The sequence below is a fragment of the Vaginella massiliensis genome (genome assembly GCF_900089075.1).
Lineage (GTDB): Bacteria > Bacteroidota > Bacteroidia > Flavobacteriales > Weeksellaceae > Weeksella > Weeksella massiliensis_A.
The window spans coordinates 216,776-241,382 of the sequence record NZ_LT593746.1 but is presented as its reverse complement, the minus strand read 5'-3'; the positions used below and the strand labels follow the sequence as shown (position 1 = coordinate 241,382).

Genomic DNA, 24,607 nt, shown 5'->3' with positions numbered 1-24,607 from the left:
GTTTTTTTAGTTAATATTCTGGGGTAAGGAAATGTTACAAATTAATCGATATACGAAGATAAAAAACCGCCACGCACGATAAATTCCTTTACTTTTTCATCGAAGCTTTCTTCATCAATGGCTTTGGTTGCACGCTCTAGAATGTGCGTTTTGTAGCCTAATTTCAGAGCGTCCATGGCCGTAAAATAGACACAGAAATCTGCCGCCAAACCGCAAACAAAAATTTCTTTTACCTTCTTTTCTTGCAAATAGCCGTGAAGTCCCGTTGCAATCAGATGAGCATTATCGAAAAAACCACTGTACGAATCGATTTCGGGATTCATACCTTTTCGGAATATTGCCTGAATGTTATCGGTGTGCAATGCCGGATGAAAAGCAGCGCCTTCCGTTCCTTGTACACAGTGGTCTGGCCAAAGCGTTTGCGATATACCATCGAGTGTAATGACGTCGAATGGGGCGTGTGCTGGATGCTGCGAAGCAAAACTTTTGTGGTCGGCAGGATGCCAATCTTGGGTAGCAACCACAAGATCGAATCGAAGTTGCAATTGGTTGATGCGCTCGATGATTTGATCTCCTCCTGCAACAGCCAAACGTCCTCCAGGGACAAAATCGTTCTGCATATCGACAATTATCAGGGCTCTCATAATAAACTATATTAACGATTATTTTAATAAAGATATGCAATTTTCGGTTGTGTGAGGAGCTCTTAGTTTAAAAATTACAAATCCTTGTATTTTTTTCTACCCAAAACAAAATATTTAAACGCCACATGTTTCTTGTGATAATAGGAAGATGCTTGATGAACAGCTCGTTTGTTATACATTTTTTTTAGGTCTCGGTAGAAATGCATATGCGCCCAAAAAACAGCCTTGAGATGCGGAAAACCTTTGGTAGGAAGAAAAGCAATAGCCGCTAGTCCGTCTAGGGATAGGCGAGCGAAAATATGCGTGAACAAACGGTTTTTGGGTAGATTTTTCACGTTCATCCACAAGCTGTTTCGGTAGTTGAGGTAGAGTTTTTTGTACGAATCTTTTTTCAGCGTGGCAGCGCCCAAATGATAAACGGTAGCAGAACCGCAATACATGATTTTTCTGCCCTTGTTTTTCAGGCGCCAACACCAATCGATTTCTTCCATATGCGCCTCGAAATCTTCATCGAAACCATTTTCTGCCCAAAAATCTGCTGCTCTTACAAACAAACAAGCGCCAGAAGCCCAAGAAACTTCGATGGTATCATCGAACTGATGTTCATCTTTTTCTAACGAAAAAAAGACGCGACCTCTACAAAACGGAAATCCCAGATTGTCGATAAACCCTCCGCCAGCGCCAGCGTATTCGAACTCGTCTTTGGTTCGGTACGATAAAATTTTGGGTTGTACTGCAGCGATGTCGGCATCTTGTTCTAATAATTGAAGGATGGGTTCGACCCAATTTTCGGTGACTTCTACATCCGAATTTAATAAACAATAATATTCGGCTTCGACCGATTGCAGTCCGACATTATAGCCTTTTGCAAAACCATAATTTTCTTGGTTCTGAATGATGCGAATTTGAGGATATTTTTCTTGTAAAAAACGCAAATAATCGTCGGTTGATAAATTGTCTATGATATAAATAGGGTGATCTGCAGTGTGTTTCACCACCGACGGGAGGAATTCTTCCAAAAGATTTCGACCATTCCAATTGAGGATGCAAATTGCGAGCTTGTCCATGGGGATTTGTTTTTTATGCGTGTTTCCAACGTTTGTGACTCCAAAGCCAATTGCTGGGGTTTTCTTGTATGGTTTGTTCTAATAATTGGTAGAATTTATCTACCGCTTCTCGTTCTATAAAACGTTCGGCTTTGGGTGGGATTCTGATGAATTCTGTGTGGTAATAACCGCGTTTTATCTTGGTTGTTTTGGCATACACAACCGCAAAATCTTTCTTGGTCAACAGCTTATCGAAACCAGAAAAAACTGGAGTTTGTTGATGCAAAAAATGCAAAGCATAATGAATTTCGTGTTTTTTCGGACTTTGGTCTGCTATCAAAAGATAGGTGGTATTGCCGTCGTTTGGTGTCTTCAACATATGTCTGATGACGCTGCGCATTTCTACTGTCGTTGTTCTGTAACGCGCGCGCAATTCACACATTTTTTTATCCCAAAAAGCATTTCGCAATCGGTGATAAACGGCGATGTTTTGTGGTGTTGGTAGGATGAGAGCCGTACCGATAAACCATTCCCAATTGAAAACGTGCCCAGCCATCAGCAATACATTTTTGTTTTCTGAACGTATTTGCTCCATGATTTCTAAGCCAGAATGCGTATGCCGTTTGGCGAGTTCTTCTGGACTGATGGTAAATGCTTTCAGCGTTTCTACCAGATAATCGGCAAAGTTTCTGTAAAATTCTTTTTGTATCTGTTTCAGTTTTTTCTTTGTTTTATCTGGAAACGAATTTTTCAGATTGTCGAAAATCACTTTTCTACGGTAACCAACGAGGTAATGCAGCGCAAAGTAGATAAGATCTGCAAAGCCATAGAGCACGCTTAATGGTAGACGTGAACACGATTTGACGATAAAAAAAAGAAGTTGATTCATGAAAATGAAATTCGATACAAATTTACAATTTAATCAAACACCAAGCTTGCATTCCAAACCGCATCGTTTGGTGGAGGAGCGATAACCGTGATGTTTTCTTTGGTTACAGGATGCGTAAAACTCAGTTTGTGTGCATGCAACGCAATGCTACCATCTGGATTGGAGCGTTTTGCACCGTATTTCAAATCACCTTTTATTGGGCAACCAATCGCGCTCAATTGAGCACGAATCTGATGCGAACGACCCGTAAACAATTCGATTTCCAACACATTGAAATTGTCGAGACTTCCCAACCAACGATAATCGAGTATGGCCTCTTTGGCGCCATCTGTAGGTTTGGGATAGACGGTGGTTTTGTTGTTTTTAGAATTTTTTCTTAGATAATGCGTCAATCGCTCCGATTCTTTTGGCGGAGTGCCTTGTACAATAGCTCGGTAAACTTTGTCTATGTTACGTTTTTGGAAAGCATCATTCATGCGTGTCAAAGCTTTCGAAGTTTTGGCAAAAAGCAAAATACCAGAAGTTGGGCGGTCGAGTCGATGAACCAAGCCCAAAAAAACGTTTCCGGGTTTTTGATCGCGTATTTTGATGTATTGTTTCAGGCTGTCGATAAGCGGCACGTCTCCCGTGTCGTCGCCTTGCGCCAGTTCTCCTGGTTTTTTGTTGACGATGAGAAGATGGTTGTCTTCGTATAAAATTTCAGGAGTCATTATCTTTTCTTGCGATTAATATTGTTCGTTCTGATTCGGAAAATCGACTGATTTTACATCCGAAACATAGTGTGAAATTGCCGTTTTGATTTGATCTTCAAGATTCAAATATTTACGAACAAATTTTGGGTTGAATTCGTTGTTCAGACCCAACATGTCGTGTACCACCAAGACTTGTCCGTCGGTACCATGACCTGCGCCAATGCCTATGGTCGGAATTTGAATAGATTGGGTTACTCGAGTTGCCAATTCAGTCGGAATTTTTTCCATCACCAAAGAAAAACAACCTAATTCTTCTAAAAGCTTCGCATCGTTCATCAATTTTTGAGCCTCGGCTTCTTCTTTCGCTCGCACTTTGTACGAACCAAATTGATAGATCGATTGCGGCGTTAGACCCAAGTGTCCCATCACAGGAATACCAGCGTTGACTATTCTTCTGATCGATTCTTCGATTTCTTTACCACCTTCTATTTTGATCGCGTGGGCACCCGATTCTTTCATGACTCTCACGGCAGATTCTAAGGCTTTTTGAGGATCCGATTGATACGTTCCGAAAGGCAAATCGACTACGACCAAAGCTCTTTTGGCTGCTCTTACCACACATTGCGCATGGTAAATCATCTGATCGAGCGTGATAGGTAAAGTGGTCTCGTGACCCGCCATTACATTGGAAGCCGAATCACCCACAAGAATGACTTCGACGCCTGCAGCATCCACCAATGTCGCTATGGTAAAGTCGTAGGCAGTGAGCATGGCGATTTTTTCACCATTTTCTTTCATCGAGCGTAAGGTTTCGGTTGTAACTCGTTTTATTTCTTTTGAAATGGACATTTTATTAATTTTTTGCTAATTTACTTGATATAATTATTAATCATAAAACTTTTTTAAATTTGTAGATTGATTTGAATGTTGAAAAGAACAGCTTTTTGTTCAGCATCCGGATAATTATTTTTTTGACCATTGTTTAGTATTTGTTATAAGAACAGTTCAAAAAAAATTAGAATTATAAGAATTCTTGTACCAAAAGAAAACTATGAAAACACTTATCATAACAGGTGGAGCGGGTTTTATAGGTTCTCATGTCGTTCGTGAGTTTGTAAAAAAATACAAAGACTATAAAATCATCAATTTAGATGCGCTTACCTATGCCGGAAATCTAGAAAACTTGCGCGATATAGAAAATGAGCCGAACTATCAGTTCATCAAAGCCGATATTACCGACGCTGCGCACATATTCGCGATTTTCGAGCAACATCGCCCCGATGGCGTTATTCATTTGGCGGCAGAGTCGCATGTAGACCGCTCGATCAGCAATCCGTTGGATTTTGTGATGACCAATGTTATCGGAACCGTAAATCTGCTCAATGCTGCCAAACATATTTGGAATGGAGATTTTGAAGGAAAGCGTTTTCATCACGTTTCCACCGATGAGGTGTATGGAACCTTAGGTGAAGATGGTTTTTTTACCGAAGAAACCGCTTACGATCCGCATTCGCCTTATTCGGCTTCCAAAGCGTCTTCAGATCATTTTGTGCGAGCGTATCACGACACCTATGGTTTGCCAATTGTACTCACCAATTGTTCGAATAATTACGGACCAAATCATTTTCCAGAAAAATTGATTCCGCTTTGCATTCACAATATCATCCACAAAAAACCTTTGCCTATTTACGGCGACGGAAAATATACGCGCGATTGGCTGTATGTGATCGATCATGCCAAGGCGATCGATTTGGTTTTTCACGAAGGAAAAACAGGCGAAGCCTACAATGTAGGCGGTTTCAACGAGTGGACGAATATCGATTTGGTGAAAGAATTGTGCAGACAAATGGACGAAAAGTTGGGGAGAGCAAAAGGAGAAAGTGAACAACTCATCACTTTTGTAAAAGACCGTCCGGGACACGATTTGCGCTATGCGATAGACGCGACAAAAATAAACAAAACCTTGGGTTGGAAGCCTTCGGTAACCTTTGAAGAAGGCTTGTCGAAAACGATTGATTGGTTTTTGGCAAATGAACAATGGTTGGCAAATGTGACCTCGGGTGATTATCAAAACTATTACGATAAACAATATCAACATTAAACTAAACGATTACAACTAACATAGACTATGAAAGGAATTATTCTCGCAGGAGGTTCTGGTACAAGGCTTTATCCGTTAACGATTTCTGTAAGTAAACAACTGATGCCGGTGTACGACAAACCCATGATTTATTACCCTTTGTCGACCTTGTTGTTGGCGGGTATTCGAGAAATATTAATCATCACAACACCACAAGATTCAGAGCCATTTCAGCGATTATTAGGAGATGGATCACAGATTGGATGCACGATACAATATGCCGTACAACCGACCCCGGATGGCTTGGCGCAAGCATTTATCATTGGAGAAGAATTTATTGGCGATGAAAAAGTTGCTCTTGTTTTGGGTGATAATATTTTTTATGGGTCAGGATTACCGAAGTTGCTGGAGAGCAAAACTCAGGTCGAAGGCGGTTGTGTATTTGCCTATCAAGTAGCAGACCCAGAGCGATATGGTGTTGTTGATTTTGATGAACATCAAAAAGCATTGTCGATAGAAGAAAAACCAAGCAAGCCGAAGTCAAATTATGCAGTGCCAGGCTTATATTTTTACGATAACCAAGTCGTAGAAATTGCTAAAAGTTTAAAACCTTCTGCTCGCGGCGAGCTCGAGATTACCGATATCAATAAAGTGTATTTGGAAAAAGGCGAATTGGAAGTTGGAATCATGGATCGAGGCACTGCTTGGTTGGACACCGGGACTTTTGAGTCGCTGCACGAAGCCTCAGAGTTTGTACGAGTGATCGAAAAACGCCAAGGCGTAAGCGTCTCGTGCATAGAAGAAATCGCATATAGAAAAGGATATATTAACAAAGAACAACTCTTAGCCGCTGCCGAAAAATATGGAAAAAGCGGTTATGGAGCGTATTTGAAAAAGATAATAAACAACTAATAAATGTTGAATAAGTTTAATTTTTTTAAAAAAGGTTATTTTAATTATTTCAAAAAAATTATTGGCTTTCATATCTACGGTTACCTTATTCTTAACTTTTTAGTTGGTTTAATGGATGGCTTGGGACTGGCGATGTTTATCCCTCTACTAAGTTTAGCCACTGGTAGCGATTCGGGCGATAACTCTCTGGGGAAATTAAAATTTGTAGTAGATTTTATTGAAAATATTGGTTTACAGCTAAATTTAACTACAGCTTTAATAATGATGATTAGCCTTTTTATACTAAAAGGTATTTTCTATTATATCCGGATTCTTTATTTTACAAAAATAAGATTAAAAGCCATTCGAACCATCCGTCTAAAATTGGTAGACGGCCTGAGAAACTTATCATATACAGGGTTTACCGCCTTAGATGTTGGTAAAATCCAGAACAATATGATTGGAGAAACAAGTAGATTGATTGGCTCGATGGTAGCCTATTTTAATACCATGCAACATGTTGTAATGGTCTTGACTTATATAGTTTTGGCTTTTATGTCTAACTGGCAATTTGCTATAATGGTAGGTATTGGTGGCGCTATTACCAATTTCATATATAAATATGTTAATAAAATCACCAAAGAGTATTCTCGAAAACAAACCTTGATAGGGAACGATTTTAATGGCAACTTAATTCAGGCTATTTCTCATTTTAAATACTTAAAAGCTACTAATTATTTCCGCACTTTTGAATATAAGCTCCGCAAAAATATTGAGAAAGATGAAGAATACACTTTTAAAATAGGTAAGGTTGGTGCTATTTCAGAAAGTTTGAGAGAACCCTTAATTATTATCATTATTGCTATTGTTATTTTGATTCAGGTAAATATTATGGGGGGTGAATTTGGTTCTATCCTTGTCAGTTTACTATTATTTTATAGAGCATTAGCTCATCTCGCTACCATGCAAAATTCTTGGAACAGCTTCTTAGGTTCATCTGCTGGTTTAGAATCTATAGAAGGCTTACTAAGTGAATTAAAGACTTATAAAGAATTCCAGGGTGCTGATATAATTCCTCAAATCCACAATATAGACCTTGATCATGTAGGCGTTACCTTTGGCAATACTCAAGTTCTTAAAGATATCAACCTTTATATTCCAGAAAAAAAATCTATCGCTTTAGTCGGAGAAAGTGGCGCTGGTAAAACCACACTTGCAAATATCATCTGTGGACTCTTACCTCCCCATCAAGGGATGGTGAAGGTAGATGGCACCGATTTATATAATAGCAATCTCGATGTTTTTCGCTTGCGTGTTGGTTATATTACTCAAGAGCCTGTAATTTTTGACGATACTATCTATAACAATGTGACCTTCTGGGCGGAAAAAACGCCAGAGAATTTAGAAAAATTCCACAAAACGATGGAAATGGTATCTATGAAAAAGTTTCTCGCATCTTTGGAAGAGGGCGAAGATGCTAAATTAGGAAACAATGGTATTTTGGTATCTGGGGGGCAAAAGCAGAGAATCTCTATAGCGAGAGAACTATATAAAGATGCGGAGCTCCTCATTATGGATGAGGCAACATCTGCATTGGATTCTGAAACGGAGCAGCACATTAAAGACAACATCGATATGCTACACGGTCAGGTGACGATGGTCATTATCGCCCATAGGCTATCCACCATAAAGAATGTAGACACTGTTTACCTGATGGATCATGGTGAGATTATCAACTTTGGTAGTTTTAGGGAACTAACCGAGAAATCTGAACGATTTAAAAAAATGGTAGAATTGCAGGAAGTGTAGATTTGCAAATTTATAAATTCTGGAGAAATTGAATAAAAATAATATTTTAGTTGTACTTTATCCACATACCAAAAAAATTGAAGGTAGTTTATTAGAATATTTAGTTAATGGGCTGAATAATTTAGGTTATCATGTTTCTTATATTGATTTTACTAAAAGACCTAGATACAGCTATGGAAAAAATCTTACCGACAAGATTTTAAATATCTATAATAGAGTTGTTAACCACAACAAACAATACATTCATAAACTGGAAAATGACTTTTATAATAAATTTTATTTTAAAAAATTAAAAGAATTTAAAAAATGTAATACGGAGACATTTGATTATATACTTGTAATAAAGCCAGAACTAAGACAAGAGAATTTATTTTCAAAAATTTTAAATCCTCTCCAGACAACTTACAATTTATAGAACCCTTGAATTATATAGAGGCTGTAAAGTTGATGGCTCGATCGTTGTTGATTATTTCCGATTCTGGCGGAATACAAGAAGAAGCTCCTACTTTACATAAAAAAGTTATTATTTTGAGAGATGAAACAGAACGTCCAGAAGTTTTAGAGTGCGGATGTGGCGTCTTAGTAGGGGCTAATAAACAGAAAATAAGAGAAGAATTCTATAAAGAAATGAAAAACGATCATAACATTTTTATAAATCCTTTTGGAGAAGGGAATTCATCTAAAATCATTTTAGACAATATACAATGATCATAGGAAAAGGTTTAATTGCAAGTCAATTTATTGAGGTCGATTCAGATGATATATTGTTTTTTGCGTCTGGTGTTTCGAATTCTTCCGAAGCCGATCCAAAACAATTCTTGAGAGAGCAAAATTTGATAGAAGAAACTTTAAAAAAGTTTCCAAAACTTCTTTTCGTGTATTTCAGCACGTGTTCTATTTACGATTCCTCTAAATACAATAGTCCTTATGTGTTGCATAAATTGCATATGGAAGAAATCATCAAAGAAAAAGCCAGCCACTACCTGATTTTGCGCGTGAGCAATGCCGTAGGAAAAGGTGGAAATCCGAATCTTCTGATGAATTATCTCTATCGGCAATTCAGCAATCAAGAACCCCTCACCATTCATCAGTTTGCGACGCGAAATTTGATAGACGTAGAAGATGTGAAAAATATAGCCCTGTCTTATATAAAGCAGAACAAGAAAAACCAAATTGTGAATGTTGCCTATACCGCTAATTTTTGTATCCCAGAAATTATCAAAGGTTTCGAAAAGGTTTTCGAGGCAAAAGCCGATGTACAACTTGTGCCCAAAGGCGAACATTACAGCATCGATGTCAGCGAGTTGGCTTACCGTTTTGATTTCGACAACAAAACCGATTATTTAGAAAATTTAATTAGAAAGTATTATACCTAAAAAACTCAGTGGTCAATTAGCCTTCATACCTTTTCTTGAAAAGTCGGAAACCTAATTCGGCCGGGAGGTTATAAAAAATATTGACTTTCTTTTCTTTTTTGGTGAAATCTTTTGTCAGATAATCCGATAATTTCAGCCCAGGTGCTTTTTGCGTTCTGCGGTAATTCTGTTTCCAATAGTCGACATCATCTCGCATAAATTTATATTGCATGCGCATCGTCAAATCTTTGAAATTCACAATTTTCTTGCGAATCCACTTTTTGCGTTCAGCATTTTTGCTCTCGTGATAAGATTTGGTAAACCATTCTAAAATCGTTTGATGATTTTCGAAATTTACTTTCTTTTTATTGGCAATTGTAGATTTGCTATGCAAATAGTAAATGTAAGTGGTGTCACGTATAAAACTGATCGAATTCAATTTTTCTGCACAATGAAAAGCCCAAAGCTCATCTTGAGAATAGAGATTCGGGACAAATCGTAAATTGTTCTTCGTAATAAAGCTTTTTAGATATAATTTATTCGGTGCAATGATTGGCCAATCACCATAAACAAATCGTTTGAAGATTCTTTCGTTTTCCATCACGATAGAATTGATACTGTTGATACGAAAAAGATAAGCGCGTTCACCAGTATCTTCGTATTCGCAAACCGTTTCGGCTACCGATATTTCTACATTGTATTTTTCTGAGTTGATCACCAGTTTCTCGATGCAATCAGGGGTGATGTAATCATCACTATCCAACATATAAATATATTTCCCAGAAGACTCGTCAATTCCTCGATTTCGAACAACCGAAAGCCCTTGGTTTTTTTCAAGATGAACCACGCGCATCGAAAGTTGAGGGTTTTTTTGAATGAATTCTTCAATCAAGGCAACGCTATTGTCGGGTGTCGCGTCGTTTACAAAAATGGTTTCGATATTCGGGTAGGTCTGCGCTTTCACCGACTCCATACATCGCACAATAAAATCTTCACATTTGTATACCGGGATGCTGATACTGACTAAAGGTTGCTGCATGCTTTATATCTTTATAAGGTTCTGTTTTATAGGGTACAAAAATAGGCTAGATGTTTCAATTTTATAGGACGAATGATATAAAAATATGAATTTCTAATATTAGATTTAAAATTGTTAAACTTGACAAAAAAATGTTGGATGATCAATCTGCTGAGAAAGATATTCTGATTCTCCGCAAACACACCTAATATTTTTAGTATATTAGCGCTCAAAAAGCAGGGATTATGAACATATTCAGTTTTACGGCTCATTTCGGTTCGGAGGAAGATTGTCGTTTGCATTTCAAGGAGCAGCGTGATAAGGAAGGGGTTGTCTGCAAGCGATGCGGGGGCACTTCCCATTATTGGTTACAGGGTAAATGGAGTTATGAATGCAAAGGTTGCCGTTTCCGCACCTCGTTGCGCAGCGGTACGATCATGGAGAGCTCCAAGCTGCCGTTTCTGGTGTGGTACAAAACGATGTTCCTGATGAGTTGCACAAAAAAGGGATTCTCCACCAACGAACTCCAGAAGCAATTAGGATTGAAGCGTTACGAACCGGTATGGGCGATGGTACACAAACTCCGCAGGGCGATGGGCAACCGGGATGCAAGGTATACACTGGAAGGGATGATAGAACTGGATGAGGGTTACTTTTCGGTGGCCAGTAAGGAAATCGAGCGAGGCAAGGGTACACGTGGCCGGGGAGCCGAGGGAAAGCAGAACGTTGCGGTGATGGCCGAAAGCACCCCGTTGGAAGATATCGAAACGGGCAAAAAGGAGAAGCATGTGCGTTATTTCAAGGCCAGGGTACTGGATAGCCATCAAAGTGAAGGAATCAACGGCGTGGTCAGGGACTGCATGGAGGATGATGCCATCGTATTTTCGGACAAAAGCACTTCTTACGTTGACATCTCCGATCTGGTGGAATTGCACGTCACCGAGAAATCAGACGCCAAAACCACCAAGGAAACACTCAAATGGGTGCATATCGCAATCAGTAATGCAAAACGGACATTGCTGGGCAACTACCATAAAATCAAAAGGAAATACTTACAGTTGTATCTCAACGAGTTTATTTACAAATTAAACAGACGGTATTTTGGAGACAAACTCTTTGACAGACTAGTAATTGCGAATATAACAGGTGCATAAACGGATAATCAGAAAAGATATTTTTCAAATTGAAAAATGCAATTAACTTTTTTGTTGTTCCTTATCAAAGAAGTTTGTTTTCTTCACAAAGCAGTAAGATATCGAATGATTTTATTTTAGGGTTTAACAATTTGTTGAACACTTCGCCAACGACAACTTTTAGAATAGGCAAGAATGTCTCGATCAACCATTCGAATAACATTACAACAAAAGCAACTATCATTCACCAAAATAATTTCCAGATTTTCAAAAGTTTCTGAACCTTACAGAATCCCGACATTATTCTAGAAACTCTTCACATTTGTAAACTGGAACGGAAATGCTAACTAAGGAATCTATTTATTTGATGAAAATCCCGATGTATTTGCCTTCATAATCCACAACCGTAGGCTGGATGTTGTTCTTTTCACAAAAATCCTGAAATGCTGAATTGTCATTGATGTCATCACTGATAAAAACACCGCCCATTCTGAGGCGCGGGTAAAGCTGTGAGTATGCCCAAGACATGCCACTGTACGCCTTGTCAGAATCGTAATGCACCACATCAAATTCTTGCTGTTCACTGAAGATTTTAGGTAGAGATTCGCGGTCAGCAAAACGGTAGAGTTTCCAGTTTTTCTTCAGATTTTCTGGAACCACACATCCGACGAATTGATCGCCATCCTGACTTAGATAAGGCATATCGCTGCTGTAGAGTGTACCCCCTCTTTTTTCAAGCGATTTCAAAGCAGAAAGAGACGACCAGCCGTAAGCAACTCCGGTTTCCAAAACATTTTTGGCTTTGGTAAATTCGCAGGCTTCATAGATGAGTCCCAAAGCACCTGCACCACCCATTTTTATCGGGCAGGCGTTTTGTTTTGCGGTTGCATTTACAAAATCAGAGGGAAAAATTTCAGAAAAATTCTGCATTTTTTTACCAAAAAGTTTTTCTACTGCTTCAGCTTCTGAAATGGCAATTTTAGAAGCCCAATCCAGCGTTTTTTCCTTCCCTTTGAATGAAGCTTTCCTGTTAAAAAGAATTTTAACAATTTTTCGGCCCAATTCGGGATACAGGGAAGGTCTTTTCAGATAGGCAATGAACGTTTTACCAACACGAGATATTTCTCCCATAAGATTATATTTTGTGTAAAAATATGCAATTTATGGCGAAACATCTATATTTGTAAATATTATAAGCTCTATTTAAAGGATGATTTTTTTTGTCAATATCTTAAGGAAATTATTAAAAATTTACTATACAGCTCCACTTTTAAATCACCCAAAATCTTTTATTGGGAAAAACTTGCGTTTAGGCGATATTCATTATTTCGAGCTTAACCAAAATGCAGAAAAAATTACAATAGGCGACGACGTAAAACTTAATTCCGAAGTTAATATTACTGTTGGGAATAACGCTAAATTAGAAATCGGCGAAAAAACATTCTTCAACAAATATACCTCTATTGTCGCTTTAGAGTCAATTTCTATTGGGGAAAACTGCCTTTTTGGTGAAAATGTAAAAATTTATGACAACAACCACAAAATTGATATTTTTAATGGAGTAATTAAAACCAATCATTATGAATTCTCTACTTCGCCTGTAAAAATAGGTAATAATGTTTGGCTTGCTACCAACGTAACCGTTCTGAAAGGTGTCACCATTGGAGATAATGTCGTCATAGGAGCCGGATGTGTGATTCACAAAGATGTTCCGGCGAATTCGGTCATAGTTAATAAACAAGAACATAAAATAATATCTCTTTAATGATTTTATAGATTATAAATATGAATTTGATAACTGAAAATAATTTCCATTATTTATATAGAATTGGTAACAGAACAAGACCCTTTTTTTTAAGAAAAAATAAATATTATCAACATTTTAAGATTGAAAGTAAAAATAGAGAAACGAATGATCTACTTTTTCAAAAAATTATAGAAGGTAAACCTATGATGGTTGCGCGATTTGGTAGTACAGAATCGAGAGCAATTGTAAATAAATTATTAATTGATAAAATACCAAATGATGTTGTTGGAATTTACAAATATTTAGTAGGTGAAATAGGAATCAATTGGAATGATTCTTCAAAATACTTAGATAATTTATGTAAACTATCTGGCTTCTTTCCTAATGATAAGACATTACTTCCTCGTTTTGTAGAGATGTATTTAGAGTCAGCAAAAGAATTGGATGTATTAGGCGTTTGGAATGAATTGGAGTTATATATACCTACTATACCTCATGATGTACAATTATGTAATATTAGAGAATTAGAACCTTGGTTTTTTTCTAATCCTTGGTCAAACGCATTAAAAGGAAAAAAAGTTTTGGTAATTCATCCTTTTGAAGAAACGATTAAAGCACAATATAAAAATAGATCTAATATTTATTTAGATCAAGATGTTTTACCTCAGTTTGATTTATTAACAATTAAAGCCGTTCAGTCTATAGCAGACGAAAAAACTAATTATGTGACTTGGTTTGATGCTCTAGATGATATGAAAAAACAAATAGATGAAGTTGATTTTGATGTGGCAATATTAGGTTGTGGAGCCTATGGGCTACCTTTGGCAAGCTATATAAAAAAGTTAGGAAAACAAGCAATTCATTTAGGGGGGGTAACCCAATTATTATTTGGAATAAAAGGAAAGCGCTGGGAAGAATGGACACATTATACTTCTTTAAGAGGTAATGGATGGGTTTTTGCGGACGAAAAACCAAAAGGATTTAATAAAGTTGAAAATGGATGTTATTGGTAAACTATATAGTTTTATAATAAAATGGGATATTTAAGAAATAAATTAAGTTATATAGCAAAAAATAATTTTGCTAAAACATATCAATTTTTATATCAATTAAGAGAAAATTGGCGTATTAAAAGACAAGAAATCTTTAAATATAAATATAATAAAGAAAGATATCCAGGTTTATTTTTACAAAATGATTACGAACCTTTTCCTGGTATAGAATCAAAAGTTGATCGGGTAATATATTGTTTTTGGACTGGTGATAACGAGATGTCCGAAAATCGCAAAAGAGGTTATCAATCACTTATAGATAATTCTGGTGTAGAGGTTAAACTTATTACTCCTAAAAATCTACATGAATATATATTACCAGAACATCCTCTTCATCCAGCATACGATTATTTATCATTAGTGCATAAGTCTGATTATTTACGATGTTATTTTATGCATTTTCATGGGGGTGGATATCAAGATATTAAATTTAATGAAAATAGTTGGGTAGAATCTTTTAATAAAATTGATAAATACTCAGATAAATGGGTATTAGGATATACAGAACTACATGGAAGAGGAATGGGACGTGGGCAAGGAATTATTGATAAAGATTTATACTATTATTACAGGCATTGTGTTGGAACAGGTGGTTTTATTTGTAAATCAAATACTCCATTTACTACCCAATGGTATTTAGAGTTATTAAGAAGGATGGATTATTATGAAAAAGCTTTAAAAGCTAATCCAGGAGATATTAAAGGTAGGAATGAAGGATATCCAATTAAATTATTACATATACTATCGCAAATTTGGGCTCTGTTATGTTTAAAATACAGACATCATATTATACATGACAATAATGTGTTACCGATATTAATAAATTACCAATAATTAAAATGGTCTATTCTATTCTTATTGCACACTATAATAATTGGAATTATTTTGAAAGGTGTTATGCTTCGATCAATGAGCAAAGCTTTCAAGATTTTGAAATTGTAATTGTTGATGATTATTCGACAGATGGCTCTTATGAAAAATTGTTAGCATTGGCTCAAAAAGATTCTCGTATTCATTTGGTACAGAACGAAGAAAATAAAAAAGTAGGTTTTACCAAACGAAGATGTGTTGAGCTTGCAAAAGGTGAAATCTGTGGGTTTTTAGACCCCGATGATCAATTACTTCCTCAAGCAATAGAAGAGGCTGTAGCTATGTATGATAACGAAAAGACTATTGCTACCTATTCAAAAATAAAGCTGATCAATGAAGAATCAACTGAAATAGGAGATTTCACTTTTACTCAAAAGATCAAAAATAATCAGAAATATTTCTTTAATATTAACTTTGAAGTAGCACATTTTTTTACATTTCGAAAAGATATTTATGAGTTAACCGAAGGGATTAATTCCTCCCTAACATCGGCGGTTGATCAAGATTTGTATTTGAAGTTGTATGAAAAAGGTGATTTCTATTTCATCGACACATTTCAATATTTGTATCGTATTCATGACAAAGGTGTTTCTCAAGATAAATCGAAGAAATCAAAACTCAATTCAAATTGGCATCAGGTGCTTTTGGATACATGTAAAAGAAGAAAAATAAATATGCTGTATGGCAAGCCCATAAATGAAATCGATAATTTACCTCGCTATATTTATGCGAAGGAAAACACATTTTTCAAAAAAATGATGAGAAAATTAAGATGATTAGTATTGTAATTAAATCGTTTAATCGTCCTCATTACTTGGATCGTTGTTTAAAATCTATTTTACAAAATGTAGAAGGAGTTTACGAAATCAAGGTTTTGGACGATGGAACGCCTGAAAAATACTTGAATAAATTGCATATTACTTATCCACAAATCAAATTTCTGAAGTCTTCACAGTACGATGGAAAAGTGAAGGCTATTGAAGAAAACTTGGAAAAAGGTACTGAAATCGATGGATTTCAGATTCCGACGGATTTATGGTACCAAACGGTTTCTAATGCAGCGGATTATGTATTGGTAATCGAGGACGACGTTTGGTTTACAGCTTCGGTGAATTTGGATGAGCTGGTAAAGAATATGAAGGAGTTCAATATTCCTTTGTTAAAATTAGGATGGCTTGGAAATTATGCCGATGATCAATATTTGCAACTGGAAAAATTAAATCACTTTGTCACCAAAGCGCAACCCCAAAAATTATTTACATCGAATAAGTTGATCATGGATTTGTTCATGTACAATAAATACAAGTTTTTTACAATGCTGTATAAATTAAAATTAGTAGATAATACCACCAAAAGAAAATATTGGGCGATTAATTCGATTTTGATGGGTTTGTATCGAAAAGATTATTGGTTGGCCATTTGGAAAGACGCAAAAGGAAGAGTGGATGAGAAGCAACAATTGCGTAATGCAGCGGTTTGGTATCACCAAAATAAAAGCTCCATCTTTGCGCGTACCCATCAAGAATATTTAAAAACCACTTTCAAATCTTCGGCTACTGGTTCTTATCATGAATACGGGTATCATTTAGACGTTAATCGTATGAATTATATTTTGAACGAAGCTTGGTTTGAAGGCGAATTCGATGCGATGGAAAATTATCCTAAAGATTTTTCGGATGAATACATTCAGACTTTTTTAGAAAAAGTAAACCATCCCGATGCCCAATATTCAGAATGGAAGAAATGGGCCGATAAGTTTAAAGAACAATATCGTAATTTAGGTGCAGCAGTAGATGATTAATATGAAACAACCTAAGATAAAAGTACTTTTTCGATTACGCTCCTTAGAAATGGGCGGTGTGCCGCGTGTGGTGCTTGATTTGTTAAGGAATTTACCTAAGGATAAATTCGATTTGACCTTGATGCTTAATCTTTACCAAGGCGAACTCCGATCCGAAATCCCGAAAGACATTCGGCTCATTACACTTGCCAAAGGAAAAGAAGATTTCAGTCAAAATCCTTTGATTCAGAAAGTTCAGCTTGCTTTACGGCGTTTGAAATTAGCATTTTATGATAAATTTCCAGCTGTTTTGTACAAGCTAAAAGTAAAAGATGAATTCGATATTGAAGTAGCGCCCGGCTATGCTGAATTTGAATGGGTTTTGAATTCGCCTAACAAAAAATCACGAAAAATCGGTTGGTTTCATTCCGATGTGAGTTACGACAACAATCAAGCTAGAGTGAACAAGAGAATCGAATTGATGAAAAGATTTGATTGGATGATTTTTGGTTCTGCTCAGACTAGACAAGTTATAAAAGATTTATACAAGGTGAGTTACCCCAAAAGCTCGGTGATTTATAACGTGATCAATATTCAGGAAGCCAGAGAAAAATCGAAACTTTTTGAAGTAGATTACCCATTACGACCTGTTTTTTCTTCGGTTGGGAGATTGCATAGTCGCAAGGGATACGATGTGTTGATTAGAATTCACAAAAGGCTTTTAGATGATGGATTTCCTCATTCGATAGCGGTAATCGGAGGCGGAAATGAAATGGATAATCTGAAAAAACAAATAAGAGAAGCGCAAGTAGAGCAAACCTTCAAGATGTTGGACACCCAAGTGAATCCATATCCGTATATTGCAGCCTCAGATTTTTTTATTTTACCTTCACGGTCCGAGTCCTATCCTTTGATAGTAGGAGAAGTTTTGGGTTTGGGCAAACCCATCATCAGTACCAATGTTGGAGGAATACCAGAAATGATTTCGCATGATGAAGATGGTTTGTTGGTAAATTTTGATGAAGATGAGATTTACAACGTCATGAAACGATTCTTAACCGAGCCAACTTTAGTCGAACGCTTGAAAAAAGGAGCAGAAAATGCATCCGAAAAATTCGATGCTCAAAAAATTTATAATGAAGTAATCGCGGTGTTCGAAAACCAATACCAACTGAAAAATGGAAAATAAACCAGAAATTACCATCATCACGCCAACATACAATCGGGCAGCTACTTTGCATCGGGTTTTTGATTCATTGCAGTCGCAAACCTTCAAAGCTTTCCAATGGATCATCATGGACGATGGTTCGACAGACAACACAAAAGAGGTGGTCGAGGCTTTCAAGCAAGAGGCATTTTTCCCTATAGCCTACTATTACCATCCGAATCAGCATAAGTTTCTCACCGTTTTGGAGGGAATCAGAAAAGTTGATACAAAATACCACATGGTTTTCGATTCTGATGATAAATATCCGCCAGATTCATTAGAAATCTTATTCACCGAAGCCGAAAAAATAGAAAATCAGCAAGATTTTGTTGCGGTCATGGGATTATCTGTAGATGAGCAGGGAAATATTGTCGGAGATCAATACCCGAATGATGGTTTCGATGGGAGTATCTTCGATATGCGGTACAAATACAAGGTAAGAGGCGATAAAAATGGAATTTTTATTTCGAAAACTTATCAAAAACTAATCGAAGGGAAGGATTTTTCTAAATATACCGACAAAGGCTATATACCACAATCTGTGCTTTTTAATGAATACGATTCCAAAGGGTTTAAGACACGGTTTATCAATAAAATTGTTCGCTATTACCTAAAGGATGAAAACGATGAAGCTTCAGTTTCCAACACTCGGTGGACGGGTAAAAATGTTTATGGATTGAAAGAAGGCCATTTGTCATTTCTCAACAGTTACGGATTGAAGTTATTGGCTTATCCGAAGGCTCTATTCAGAAATCTGATTGGATATCAGGTTTTTGCATTAAAGAGTAATAATACATTATCAACTATTCAAGGTGAGCTGAAACATCCGTTATTCAAAATTCTCAGTATATTCACACTGCCTTTAAGTTTTCTATATTTAAGCATAAAATCATAAGTATTTATCTTGTATGCTTTTCAACTCATTAAGTTTTGCAATATTTTTCCCCATCGTTTTCATTGTCTATTGGGCAATGAACAAGAAAAATTATAAATGGCAAAACCTGCTCTTACTTGTTGCAAGTTATTACTTTTACGGTTGTTGGGATTGGCGATTTGTGTTTTTGCTGGCTTTCTCTACAGCTTTGGATTACTATTCCGGAATTAAAATTCATGAAGCAGAAAACAAAGCCCGGAAGAAGTTTTGGCTGATTTTAAGTGTCGGTTTAAATCTCGGTTTTCTCGGCTTTTTCAAATACTATAATTTCTTTATTGATTCCTTTGCCGAATTATTAATATCCATCGGATTTCAGCCGCATTTTACAACCTTGAACATCATTTTACCTGTCGGAATATCTTTCTATACATTCCACGGATTATCTTATGTTTTTGATATTTATAATGATAAAATAAAACCCACTCGAAATGTGATCGATTACACACTTTTTGTGAGTTTCTTTCCGTTGTTGGTGGCAGGACCCATCGAAAGAGCGACCCACCTTCTTCCTCAAATCCAGAAAGCTCGAAAATTTACTTATGAAAGAGCGACCGACGGTATGCGACAAATCCTTTGGGGGTTGTTTAAGAAGATGGTGATTGCCGATAATTCGGCTATTTATGCCAATCAAATTTTTGCAAATTATGAAACTGCTTCCGGAAGCGAATTGTTTTTGGGTGCACTGTTTTTTACCTTCCAGATATACGGTGATTTTTCCGGGTATTCAGATATCGCTTTGGGAACGGCGCGAATGCTGGGATTTGATCTTTTGAAAAACTTTAATTTTCCCTATTTCTCACGAGATATAGCAGAATTCTGGCGCAGATGGCACATCTCACTTTCGTCCTGGTTCAAAGATTATTTGTACATACCACTTGGTGGAAGCAAAGGCGGAAACTGGATGCGAATCCGAAATACGTTTATCATCTTTTTGGTCAGTGGTTTCTGGCATGGCGCCAATTGGACATTCATCGTTTGGGGTGGATTAAATGCTCTTTTTATCATGCCTTCTATTATCATGAAAACCAACCGAAATAATATGGATATTGTGGCAAAAGCTAAAGTTTTGCCTAGTTTAAAAGAAACTTTTCAGATGCTCGTAACATTTCATCTAGCAGTTTTGGCGTGGATTTTTTTTAGAGCAGAGAATGTAACACATGCCTTAGAATACATACAGCATATGTTTTCGTCTACCTTGTTTAGCTTCCCAAGTTTAAATAAAGCCGCTGTAGCAACGCTTGTTTTGATAGCATTTCTTATGATTGTAGAATGGTTTGGAAGAGAGAATAACTATGGAATCGAGAAAATATTTTCGAATAAACCACGCTTGGTAAGATGGTGTTTTTATGCGTTTATCATTCTTATCATTGGTTTGTTTATGCAAACAAATGAAAGTCCGTTTATCTATTTTCAATTTTAAATCATGAAAAAGTTTATTCAGAACCTCATCAAATTTACACTATTTGCTATATTGTTTTATATAGTGGTTTTATGTTTGTGGAGTTGGATGATGCCTAGTTTCATGGCGAAAAATGTAAGAAACTGTATAGGTTGTTATGGACATCTGAATACACGTGTCAAAGAAATTCCAAATTATAAAGATATCGATTTGTTGATTTTAGGATCTTCTCATGCTTATCGCGGATTTGATACAAGAGTTTTTGAGAAACATGGATTGCAAATGTTCAATCTTGGTTCAAGTGCTCAAACTCGTATACAAGCAAATGTATTATTGAATCAGTACCTCGATCAGTTAAACCCAAAATTGGTTGTGCTCGAATCTTATGACGGCGCATTAGAATTAGATGGAGTTGAATCTGCGCTTGATCTGGCGGCCAACAATAAAATTGATTTGAATTATATTAGAACTCTCGCAGTAATAAAAAATATTAGTGTTCTTAATTCTACCATTTAGGGGAGTTTTAGACAGGTCGTAGGATTGAGCGACGCCTTTAATGAGGAGTTCTTACGACATGATGATCGCTATATTTGGGGAGGTTTTGTCGAAACCGCGTTTCGTAAAAATCCTATGATGGAAGAAAAGAGTAGAGCATGGTATATAAATCCAATTCAACTTCAATACCTCGAAAAAAACGTAAGGTTTTTAAAGAATAAAAATATTCCATACATCATTATTCAAGCTCCAATTACGAATCGACTCTACAACTCAAGAACAAATTCTGATGAGGTCGATTCGATATTAAACACTTATGGGAGATACAAAAACTTTCAGAAGCTTATAGATTTGAATGATACGCTCGACTTCTATGATTCGAATCATCTGAATCAACAGGCAGTTGAAAAGTTTAATGAAATTTTTATAGACTATATCAAAAATCAGAATTTATTGTAAATAAGTTGGGTATTGCTGTGAAAATAAAACAACATCAAAACCAATATAAAACAAGCTGTAAAATCATTTGTAGGTTGATAGATAGGGTGTTATAGATTCAACAGCTCGTGTAATTTTGTTTTTCGTCCTATCCATCTATTAACACAAGAATACTTAACTTTGCCAAAACCTAAATGCATTGAAAAATTTTCTAAACCTCATTCGCGTTCACCAATGGGTGAAAAATGTCTTCGTTTTTTTACCAGTATTCTTTTCTGGTAAACTGTTGATGTCCGAATATTATTTTCCTGCGATTCTTGGGGTTGTGATTTTTTCATTCATATCTAGCTGTGTCTATATCCTCAACGATTATAGAGATGTCGAAGCCGACAGGCTACACCCAGAAAAGAAAAATAGACCTTTGGCAAGTGGAGCAATTGCGCCAAAAAATGCCCTGATTGTTATGGCTCTTCTCTTTACGGTGGCTATTGGTCTGTGTTGGTACTTCGCCACGTGGAAAGTTTTGGTCATCGTTTTGGTCTATTTCGGACTCAATATCGGCTATTCTTTCGGTTGGAAACACATCCCCGTAATCGATGTCAATATCATTGCTTTTGGTTTTCTTTTGCGCGTGTTTTTGGGCGGATACATTACTGGTCTTCCCATATCCGATTGGACCGTTGTTCTCACTTATTCATTAGCGCTCATTCTGGCATTGGGCAAACGCCGAGGTGAGGTACTCAATGAAGAAATCAAAGGCAACACCAGAAAATCATTAGAAGGTTACAACAAAAGTTATCTCAATACGGCTTTGGCGGTTACTTGTAGTATAACCATTGTGTTTTATGTGATGTTTGTTTTGGCAGATGAGGTGCAAGAGCGATTTCACCACTATGTATTTTATACCTTTGTCTTCGTTGTTTTGGCAATCCTTCGGTATTTACAGCAAACAATTGTATTCAACAAAACCGAATCGCCAACCAAAATGGTTTACAAAGATGTGTTTTTGCAAATGATATTTTTGGCATGGGTCGTATCGTTTACCCTACTTATTTATTTCAAATAAAATCAAATGACAAACAAAAGTCGCAAACAACGCGTAAGCAACTGGGGCAATTATCCAGAAATTGTCGCTCAGGTATCCAGCCCAAGTTCAATAGAAGAATTCAGACAATCGTTGGCGTCGGCAGAAAATATCATTGCCAGAGGTAAAGGACGCTGCTATGGCGATGCTTCACTTCAGGATCATATCATTTCTACCAAAAACTGGAATCATTTTATCGATTTCGATCGGATAAATGGTATTATAGAATGCGAAGCCGGTGTGTTGCTGTCAGAGATTATAGAAGTCGTTTTGCCAGAAGGTTTTTTCATTGCCGTTACCCCGGGCACAAAATTCATTACGCTTGGTGGCGCGATTGCTTCCGATGTTCATGGTAAAAATCATCACATCGACGGCTGTTTTTCAGAACATTTGATTCATTTTGATCTGATGATCGATAATGGCGAAATAAAGCGTTGCTCGGCATCAGAAAACTCAGAGTTGTATTGGGCAACGATTGGCGGTATGGGATTGACCGGCATTATTTTATCGGCTCGATTTAGGTTGAAAAAAGTAGAGACGGCTTACATCAAACACGAAGCGATACAGGCGAAAAACTTGGATGAAATCTATCGATTAATGGACGAATCGGAATCGTGGACCTATACCGTTGCCTGGATCGACTGCCTCCAAAAAGGAAAAGGATTGGGCAAATCGATTATGCTGCGTGGCGAACATGCCAAGCTCGAAGAACTGCCTGTAAAGCTGAAAGCTAATCCTTTCAAAATCAAAAAGAAACATACGCTCAATATTCCTTTTAATTTCCCGAATTTTGTACTGAATCCTTTCAGTATCAAAATATTCAACTGGTTGTATTTCAACAAACAATTCAAAAAACATCGGAAAGAAATTATCGATTACGAAAGCTTTTTTTACCCTTTAGATGCGGTGCATCACTGGAACCGTATTTATGGTAAAAATGGCTTTATTCAATACCAATTTGTGATTCCGAAAGAAAACGCTAAAGAAGGGATGCGTAAAATTTTGGAAACCATCGCCCGCAGCGGAAATGGTTCGTTTCTGGTGGTGTTGAAGCTATTTGGTGCAAACAACCCAAACGCTTACAATTCGTTCCCGTTTGCAGGTTATACCTTAGCATTAGACTTCAAAATCAATAAAGAATTGCCCAATCTTGTTCGTCGCTTAGACGATTTGGTCGAGCAATATGGCGGGCGTATTTACCGTACCAAAGATGCCATGTCGAGGTCTTCGCTCACCGATTATCTTCAAAATGTAGATAGTAACAAATTCGATTCATTGCAAAATCAGCGCATTGCAACAAATTCTAAAAATAAGCTATGATAGTTATCGGTTCTAATTCTGATATTTCCAAAGCATTCGTCGAGAAAATTCTCACCGAAGGCGAACGTTTTCCAATGGTTTATCTATTCAGTTCCAATCCTTTGGCAGGGCAAAAATTGGCTCAGCATTATTGGGTGAAATACCAGCAACCATGCGAAGTTGTTGCTTATGATTTGATGAAAGACGAACCCTTAGACAAAATTGCTTCGATCGAATCTGATTTGCTTTTTTGTGCTGCCGGATACTTAGGTTTGGATAGCGAGAACGGTTTGTATAACGATGATAATACGACCAGAATTGTGAACATCAACTATGCGAAATTAATGGTTTTGATCAATCATTTTGCCCAGAAAATGGAATTGAAATCCAAAGGAACGATTATTGGATTGTCTTCGGTTGCCGGTGAACGTGGTCGTCAAAGCAACTTTGTTTATGGGAGTGCCAAGGCAGGTTTTACGACTTATCTGGCAGGTTTGCGCAACTATTTGTACCATAAAAACGTGCATGTTCTCTCGGTAATACCTGGATTTATGGATACCAAAATGACGGTCGATATCGAAACGCCAAAACCTTTGACCGCCAGTCCAACGCAGGCGGCCAACCTCATCTATAAAGCATACAAAAAGAAACGCAACCTTGTCTATGTAACGCCTATTTGGTGGGTAATTATGATCATTATTCGCAACATTCCAGAGGTGATTTTCAAGAAACTGAAAATGTGAGC

27 protein-coding genes are annotated in these 24,607 nt (G+C 36.8%); 20 read left to right on the top strand and 7 right to left on the bottom strand.

Features of this window, described 5'->3' with window-relative positions; genetic code table 11:
• Nucleotides 1-41: 41 nt before the first annotated feature.
• From pncA to panB, 5 genes are all read right to left on the bottom strand, one after another.
• Nucleotides 42-644: a bifunctional nicotinamidase/pyrazinamidase gene (gene pncA / locus BN8061_RS02360; protein ID WP_068596148.1), complete on the bottom strand. Its 603-nt coding sequence runs from the start codon at nt 642-644 to the stop codon at nt 42-44.
• A gap of 74 nt (nt 645-718) precedes the next feature.
• The gene (locus BN8061_RS02355; RefSeq protein ID WP_068596146.1) at nt 719-1,711 is read right to left on the bottom strand and encodes a glycosyltransferase family 2 protein; all 993 of its coding nucleotides are present in this window, start codon (nt 1,709-1,711) and stop codon (nt 719-721) included.
• 13 nt (nt 1,712-1,724) lie between these two features.
• Entirely contained in the window at nt 1,725-2,579 is an 855-nt protein-coding gene (locus BN8061_RS02350; protein WP_068596145.1) for a lysophospholipid acyltransferase family protein, read from the bottom strand.
• A 29-nt stretch (nt 2,580-2,608) separates the two neighbouring features.
• A complete protein-coding gene (locus tag BN8061_RS02345; RefSeq protein WP_204207188.1) occupies nt 2,609-3,289 on the bottom strand; it encodes an RluA family pseudouridine synthase in 681 nt (226 codons plus the stop codon).
• Between the two features lie 15 nt (nt 3,290-3,304).
• A complete protein-coding gene (gene panB / locus BN8061_RS02340) occupies nt 3,305-4,120 on the bottom strand; it encodes a 3-methyl-2-oxobutanoate hydroxymethyltransferase (protein ID WP_068596142.1) in 816 nt (271 codons plus the stop codon).
• Nucleotides 4,121-4,322: 202 nt separating this feature from the next.
• On the opposite strand from panB, the gene rfbB reads away from it, so the two are divergent.
• From rfbB to BN8061_RS02310, 6 genes are read left to right on the top strand one after another with little or no spacing between them, the layout of a single operon-like run.
• On the top strand, nt 4,323-5,372 hold the full coding sequence (gene rfbB, locus BN8061_RS02335; RefSeq protein ID WP_068596141.1) for a dTDP-glucose 4,6-dehydratase: 1,050 nt from the start codon (nt 4,323-4,325) through the stop codon (nt 5,370-5,372).
• Nucleotides 5,373-5,399: 27 nt separating this feature from the next.
• Nucleotides 5,400-6,263 carry a glucose-1-phosphate thymidylyltransferase RfbA gene (gene rfbA, locus BN8061_RS02330; RefSeq protein WP_068596140.1) on the top strand — a complete coding sequence of 288 codons (864 nt, stop codon included), beginning with the start codon at nt 5,400-5,402 and terminating at the stop codon, nt 6,261-6,263.
• 3 nt (nt 6,264-6,266) lie between these two features.
• Complete coding sequence (locus BN8061_RS02325) at nt 6,267-8,051, top strand: ABC transporter ATP-binding protein (protein WP_068596138.1); 1,785 nt, start codon at nt 6,267-6,269, stop codon at nt 8,049-8,051.
• 28 nt (nt 8,052-8,079) lie between these two features.
• On the top strand, nt 8,080-8,466 hold the full coding sequence (locus BN8061_RS02320; RefSeq protein WP_068596136.1) for a hypothetical protein: 387 nt from the start codon (nt 8,080-8,082) through the stop codon (nt 8,464-8,466).
• Entirely contained in the window at nt 8,421-8,759 is a 339-nt protein-coding gene (locus BN8061_RS02315) for a UDP-N-acetylglucosamine 2-epimerase (protein ID WP_094745827.1), read from the top strand. The genes BN8061_RS02320 and BN8061_RS02315 overlap by 46 nt, the downstream gene beginning before the upstream one ends.
• Nucleotides 8,756-9,427 (top strand): NAD-dependent epimerase/dehydratase family protein, encoded by a 672-nt coding sequence (locus tag BN8061_RS02310; RefSeq protein WP_068596132.1) that lies wholly within the window; start codon nt 8,756-8,758, stop codon nt 9,425-9,427. Before BN8061_RS02315 ends, BN8061_RS02310 begins: the two co-directional genes overlap by 4 nt.
• A gap of 16 nt (nt 9,428-9,443) precedes the next feature.
• Here the strand turns inward: BN8061_RS02310 and BN8061_RS02305 are convergent, their stop codons facing one another.
• A complete protein-coding gene (locus BN8061_RS02305; RefSeq protein ID WP_068596131.1) occupies nt 9,444-10,445 on the bottom strand; it encodes a glycosyltransferase family 2 protein in 1,002 nt (333 codons plus the stop codon).
• Nucleotides 10,446-10,669: 224 nt separating this feature from the next.
• Here BN8061_RS02305 and BN8061_RS02300 point away from each other — a divergent pair, with 224 nt between their 5' ends.
• Nucleotides 10,670-11,578, top strand: coding sequence for an IS1595-like element ISBbi1 family transposase (locus BN8061_RS02300; protein ID WP_005807145.1), 909 nt, complete (start codon nt 10,670-10,672; stop codon nt 11,576-11,578).
• A 339-nt stretch (nt 11,579-11,917) separates the two neighbouring features.
• Here BN8061_RS02300 and BN8061_RS02295 read toward each other — a convergent pair whose 3' ends face one another.
• Complete coding sequence (locus BN8061_RS02295; RefSeq protein ID WP_068596129.1) at nt 11,918-12,688, bottom strand: class I SAM-dependent methyltransferase; 771 nt, start codon at nt 12,686-12,688, stop codon at nt 11,918-11,920.
• Between the two features lie 79 nt (nt 12,689-12,767).
• Between BN8061_RS02295 and BN8061_RS02290 the strand changes: the two genes are divergently transcribed.
• From BN8061_RS02290 to BN8061_RS02235, 13 genes are all read left to right on the top strand, one after another.
• Entirely contained in the window at nt 12,768-13,322 is a 555-nt protein-coding gene (locus BN8061_RS02290) for an acyltransferase (protein ID WP_068596128.1), read from the top strand.
• A gap of 20 nt (nt 13,323-13,342) precedes the next feature.
• Complete coding sequence (locus tag BN8061_RS02285) at nt 13,343-14,317, top strand: hypothetical protein (RefSeq protein WP_068596127.1); 975 nt, start codon at nt 13,343-13,345, stop codon at nt 14,315-14,317.
• A 21-nt stretch (nt 14,318-14,338) separates the two neighbouring features.
• Nucleotides 14,339-15,190, top strand: coding sequence for a glycosyltransferase family 32 protein (locus BN8061_RS02280; RefSeq protein WP_068596125.1), 852 nt, complete (start codon nt 14,339-14,341; stop codon nt 15,188-15,190).
• 5 nt (nt 15,191-15,195) lie between these two features.
• Nucleotides 15,196-16,002: a glycosyltransferase family 2 protein gene (locus tag BN8061_RS02275; RefSeq protein WP_068596124.1), complete on the top strand. Its 807-nt coding sequence runs from the start codon at nt 15,196-15,198 to the stop codon at nt 16,000-16,002.
• Nucleotides 15,999-17,027 carry a glycosyltransferase gene (locus BN8061_RS02270; RefSeq protein WP_068596122.1) on the top strand — a complete coding sequence of 343 codons (1,029 nt, stop codon included), beginning with the start codon at nt 15,999-16,001 and terminating at the stop codon, nt 17,025-17,027. The genes BN8061_RS02275 and BN8061_RS02270 overlap by 4 nt, the downstream gene beginning before the upstream one ends.
• Nucleotides 17,020-18,195 carry a glycosyltransferase gene (locus BN8061_RS02265; RefSeq protein ID WP_068596120.1) on the top strand — a complete coding sequence of 392 codons (1,176 nt, stop codon included), beginning with the start codon at nt 17,020-17,022 and terminating at the stop codon, nt 18,193-18,195. The genes BN8061_RS02270 and BN8061_RS02265 overlap by 8 nt, the downstream gene beginning before the upstream one ends.
• On the top strand, nt 18,185-19,108 hold the full coding sequence (locus BN8061_RS02260) for a glycosyltransferase family A protein (protein ID WP_068596119.1): 924 nt from the start codon (nt 18,185-18,187) through the stop codon (nt 19,106-19,108). Before BN8061_RS02265 ends, BN8061_RS02260 begins: the two co-directional genes overlap by 11 nt.
• A 13-nt stretch (nt 19,109-19,121) precedes the next feature.
• Nucleotides 19,122-20,567, top strand: coding sequence for an MBOAT family O-acyltransferase (locus tag BN8061_RS02255; RefSeq protein WP_068596117.1), 1,446 nt, complete (start codon nt 19,122-19,124; stop codon nt 20,565-20,567).
• A gap of 3 nt (nt 20,568-20,570) precedes the next feature.
• On the top strand, nt 20,571-21,062 hold the full coding sequence (locus tag BN8061_RS12115) for an SGNH/GDSL hydrolase family protein (protein ID WP_235802667.1): 492 nt from the start codon (nt 20,571-20,573) through the stop codon (nt 21,060-21,062).
• Nucleotides 21,063-21,086: 24 nt separating this feature from the next.
• Nucleotides 21,087-21,500 (top strand): hypothetical protein, encoded by a 414-nt coding sequence (locus tag BN8061_RS12110; RefSeq protein ID WP_235802666.1) that lies wholly within the window; start codon nt 21,087-21,089, stop codon nt 21,498-21,500.
• Nucleotides 21,501-21,678: 178 nt separating this feature from the next.
• Nucleotides 21,679-22,545 carry a decaprenyl-phosphate phosphoribosyltransferase gene (locus BN8061_RS02245; RefSeq protein ID WP_068596115.1) on the top strand — a complete coding sequence of 289 codons (867 nt, stop codon included), beginning with the start codon at nt 21,679-21,681 and terminating at the stop codon, nt 22,543-22,545.
• A gap of 6 nt (nt 22,546-22,551) precedes the next feature.
• Entirely contained in the window at nt 22,552-23,883 is a 1,332-nt protein-coding gene (locus tag BN8061_RS02240) for an FAD-binding oxidoreductase (protein ID WP_068596113.1), read from the top strand.
• On the top strand, nt 23,880-24,605 hold the full coding sequence (locus BN8061_RS02235) for an SDR family NAD(P)-dependent oxidoreductase (RefSeq protein ID WP_068596104.1): 726 nt from the start codon (nt 23,880-23,882) through the stop codon (nt 24,603-24,605). Before BN8061_RS02240 ends, BN8061_RS02235 begins: the two co-directional genes overlap by 4 nt.
• Nucleotides 24,606-24,607 lie beyond the last annotated feature (2 nt).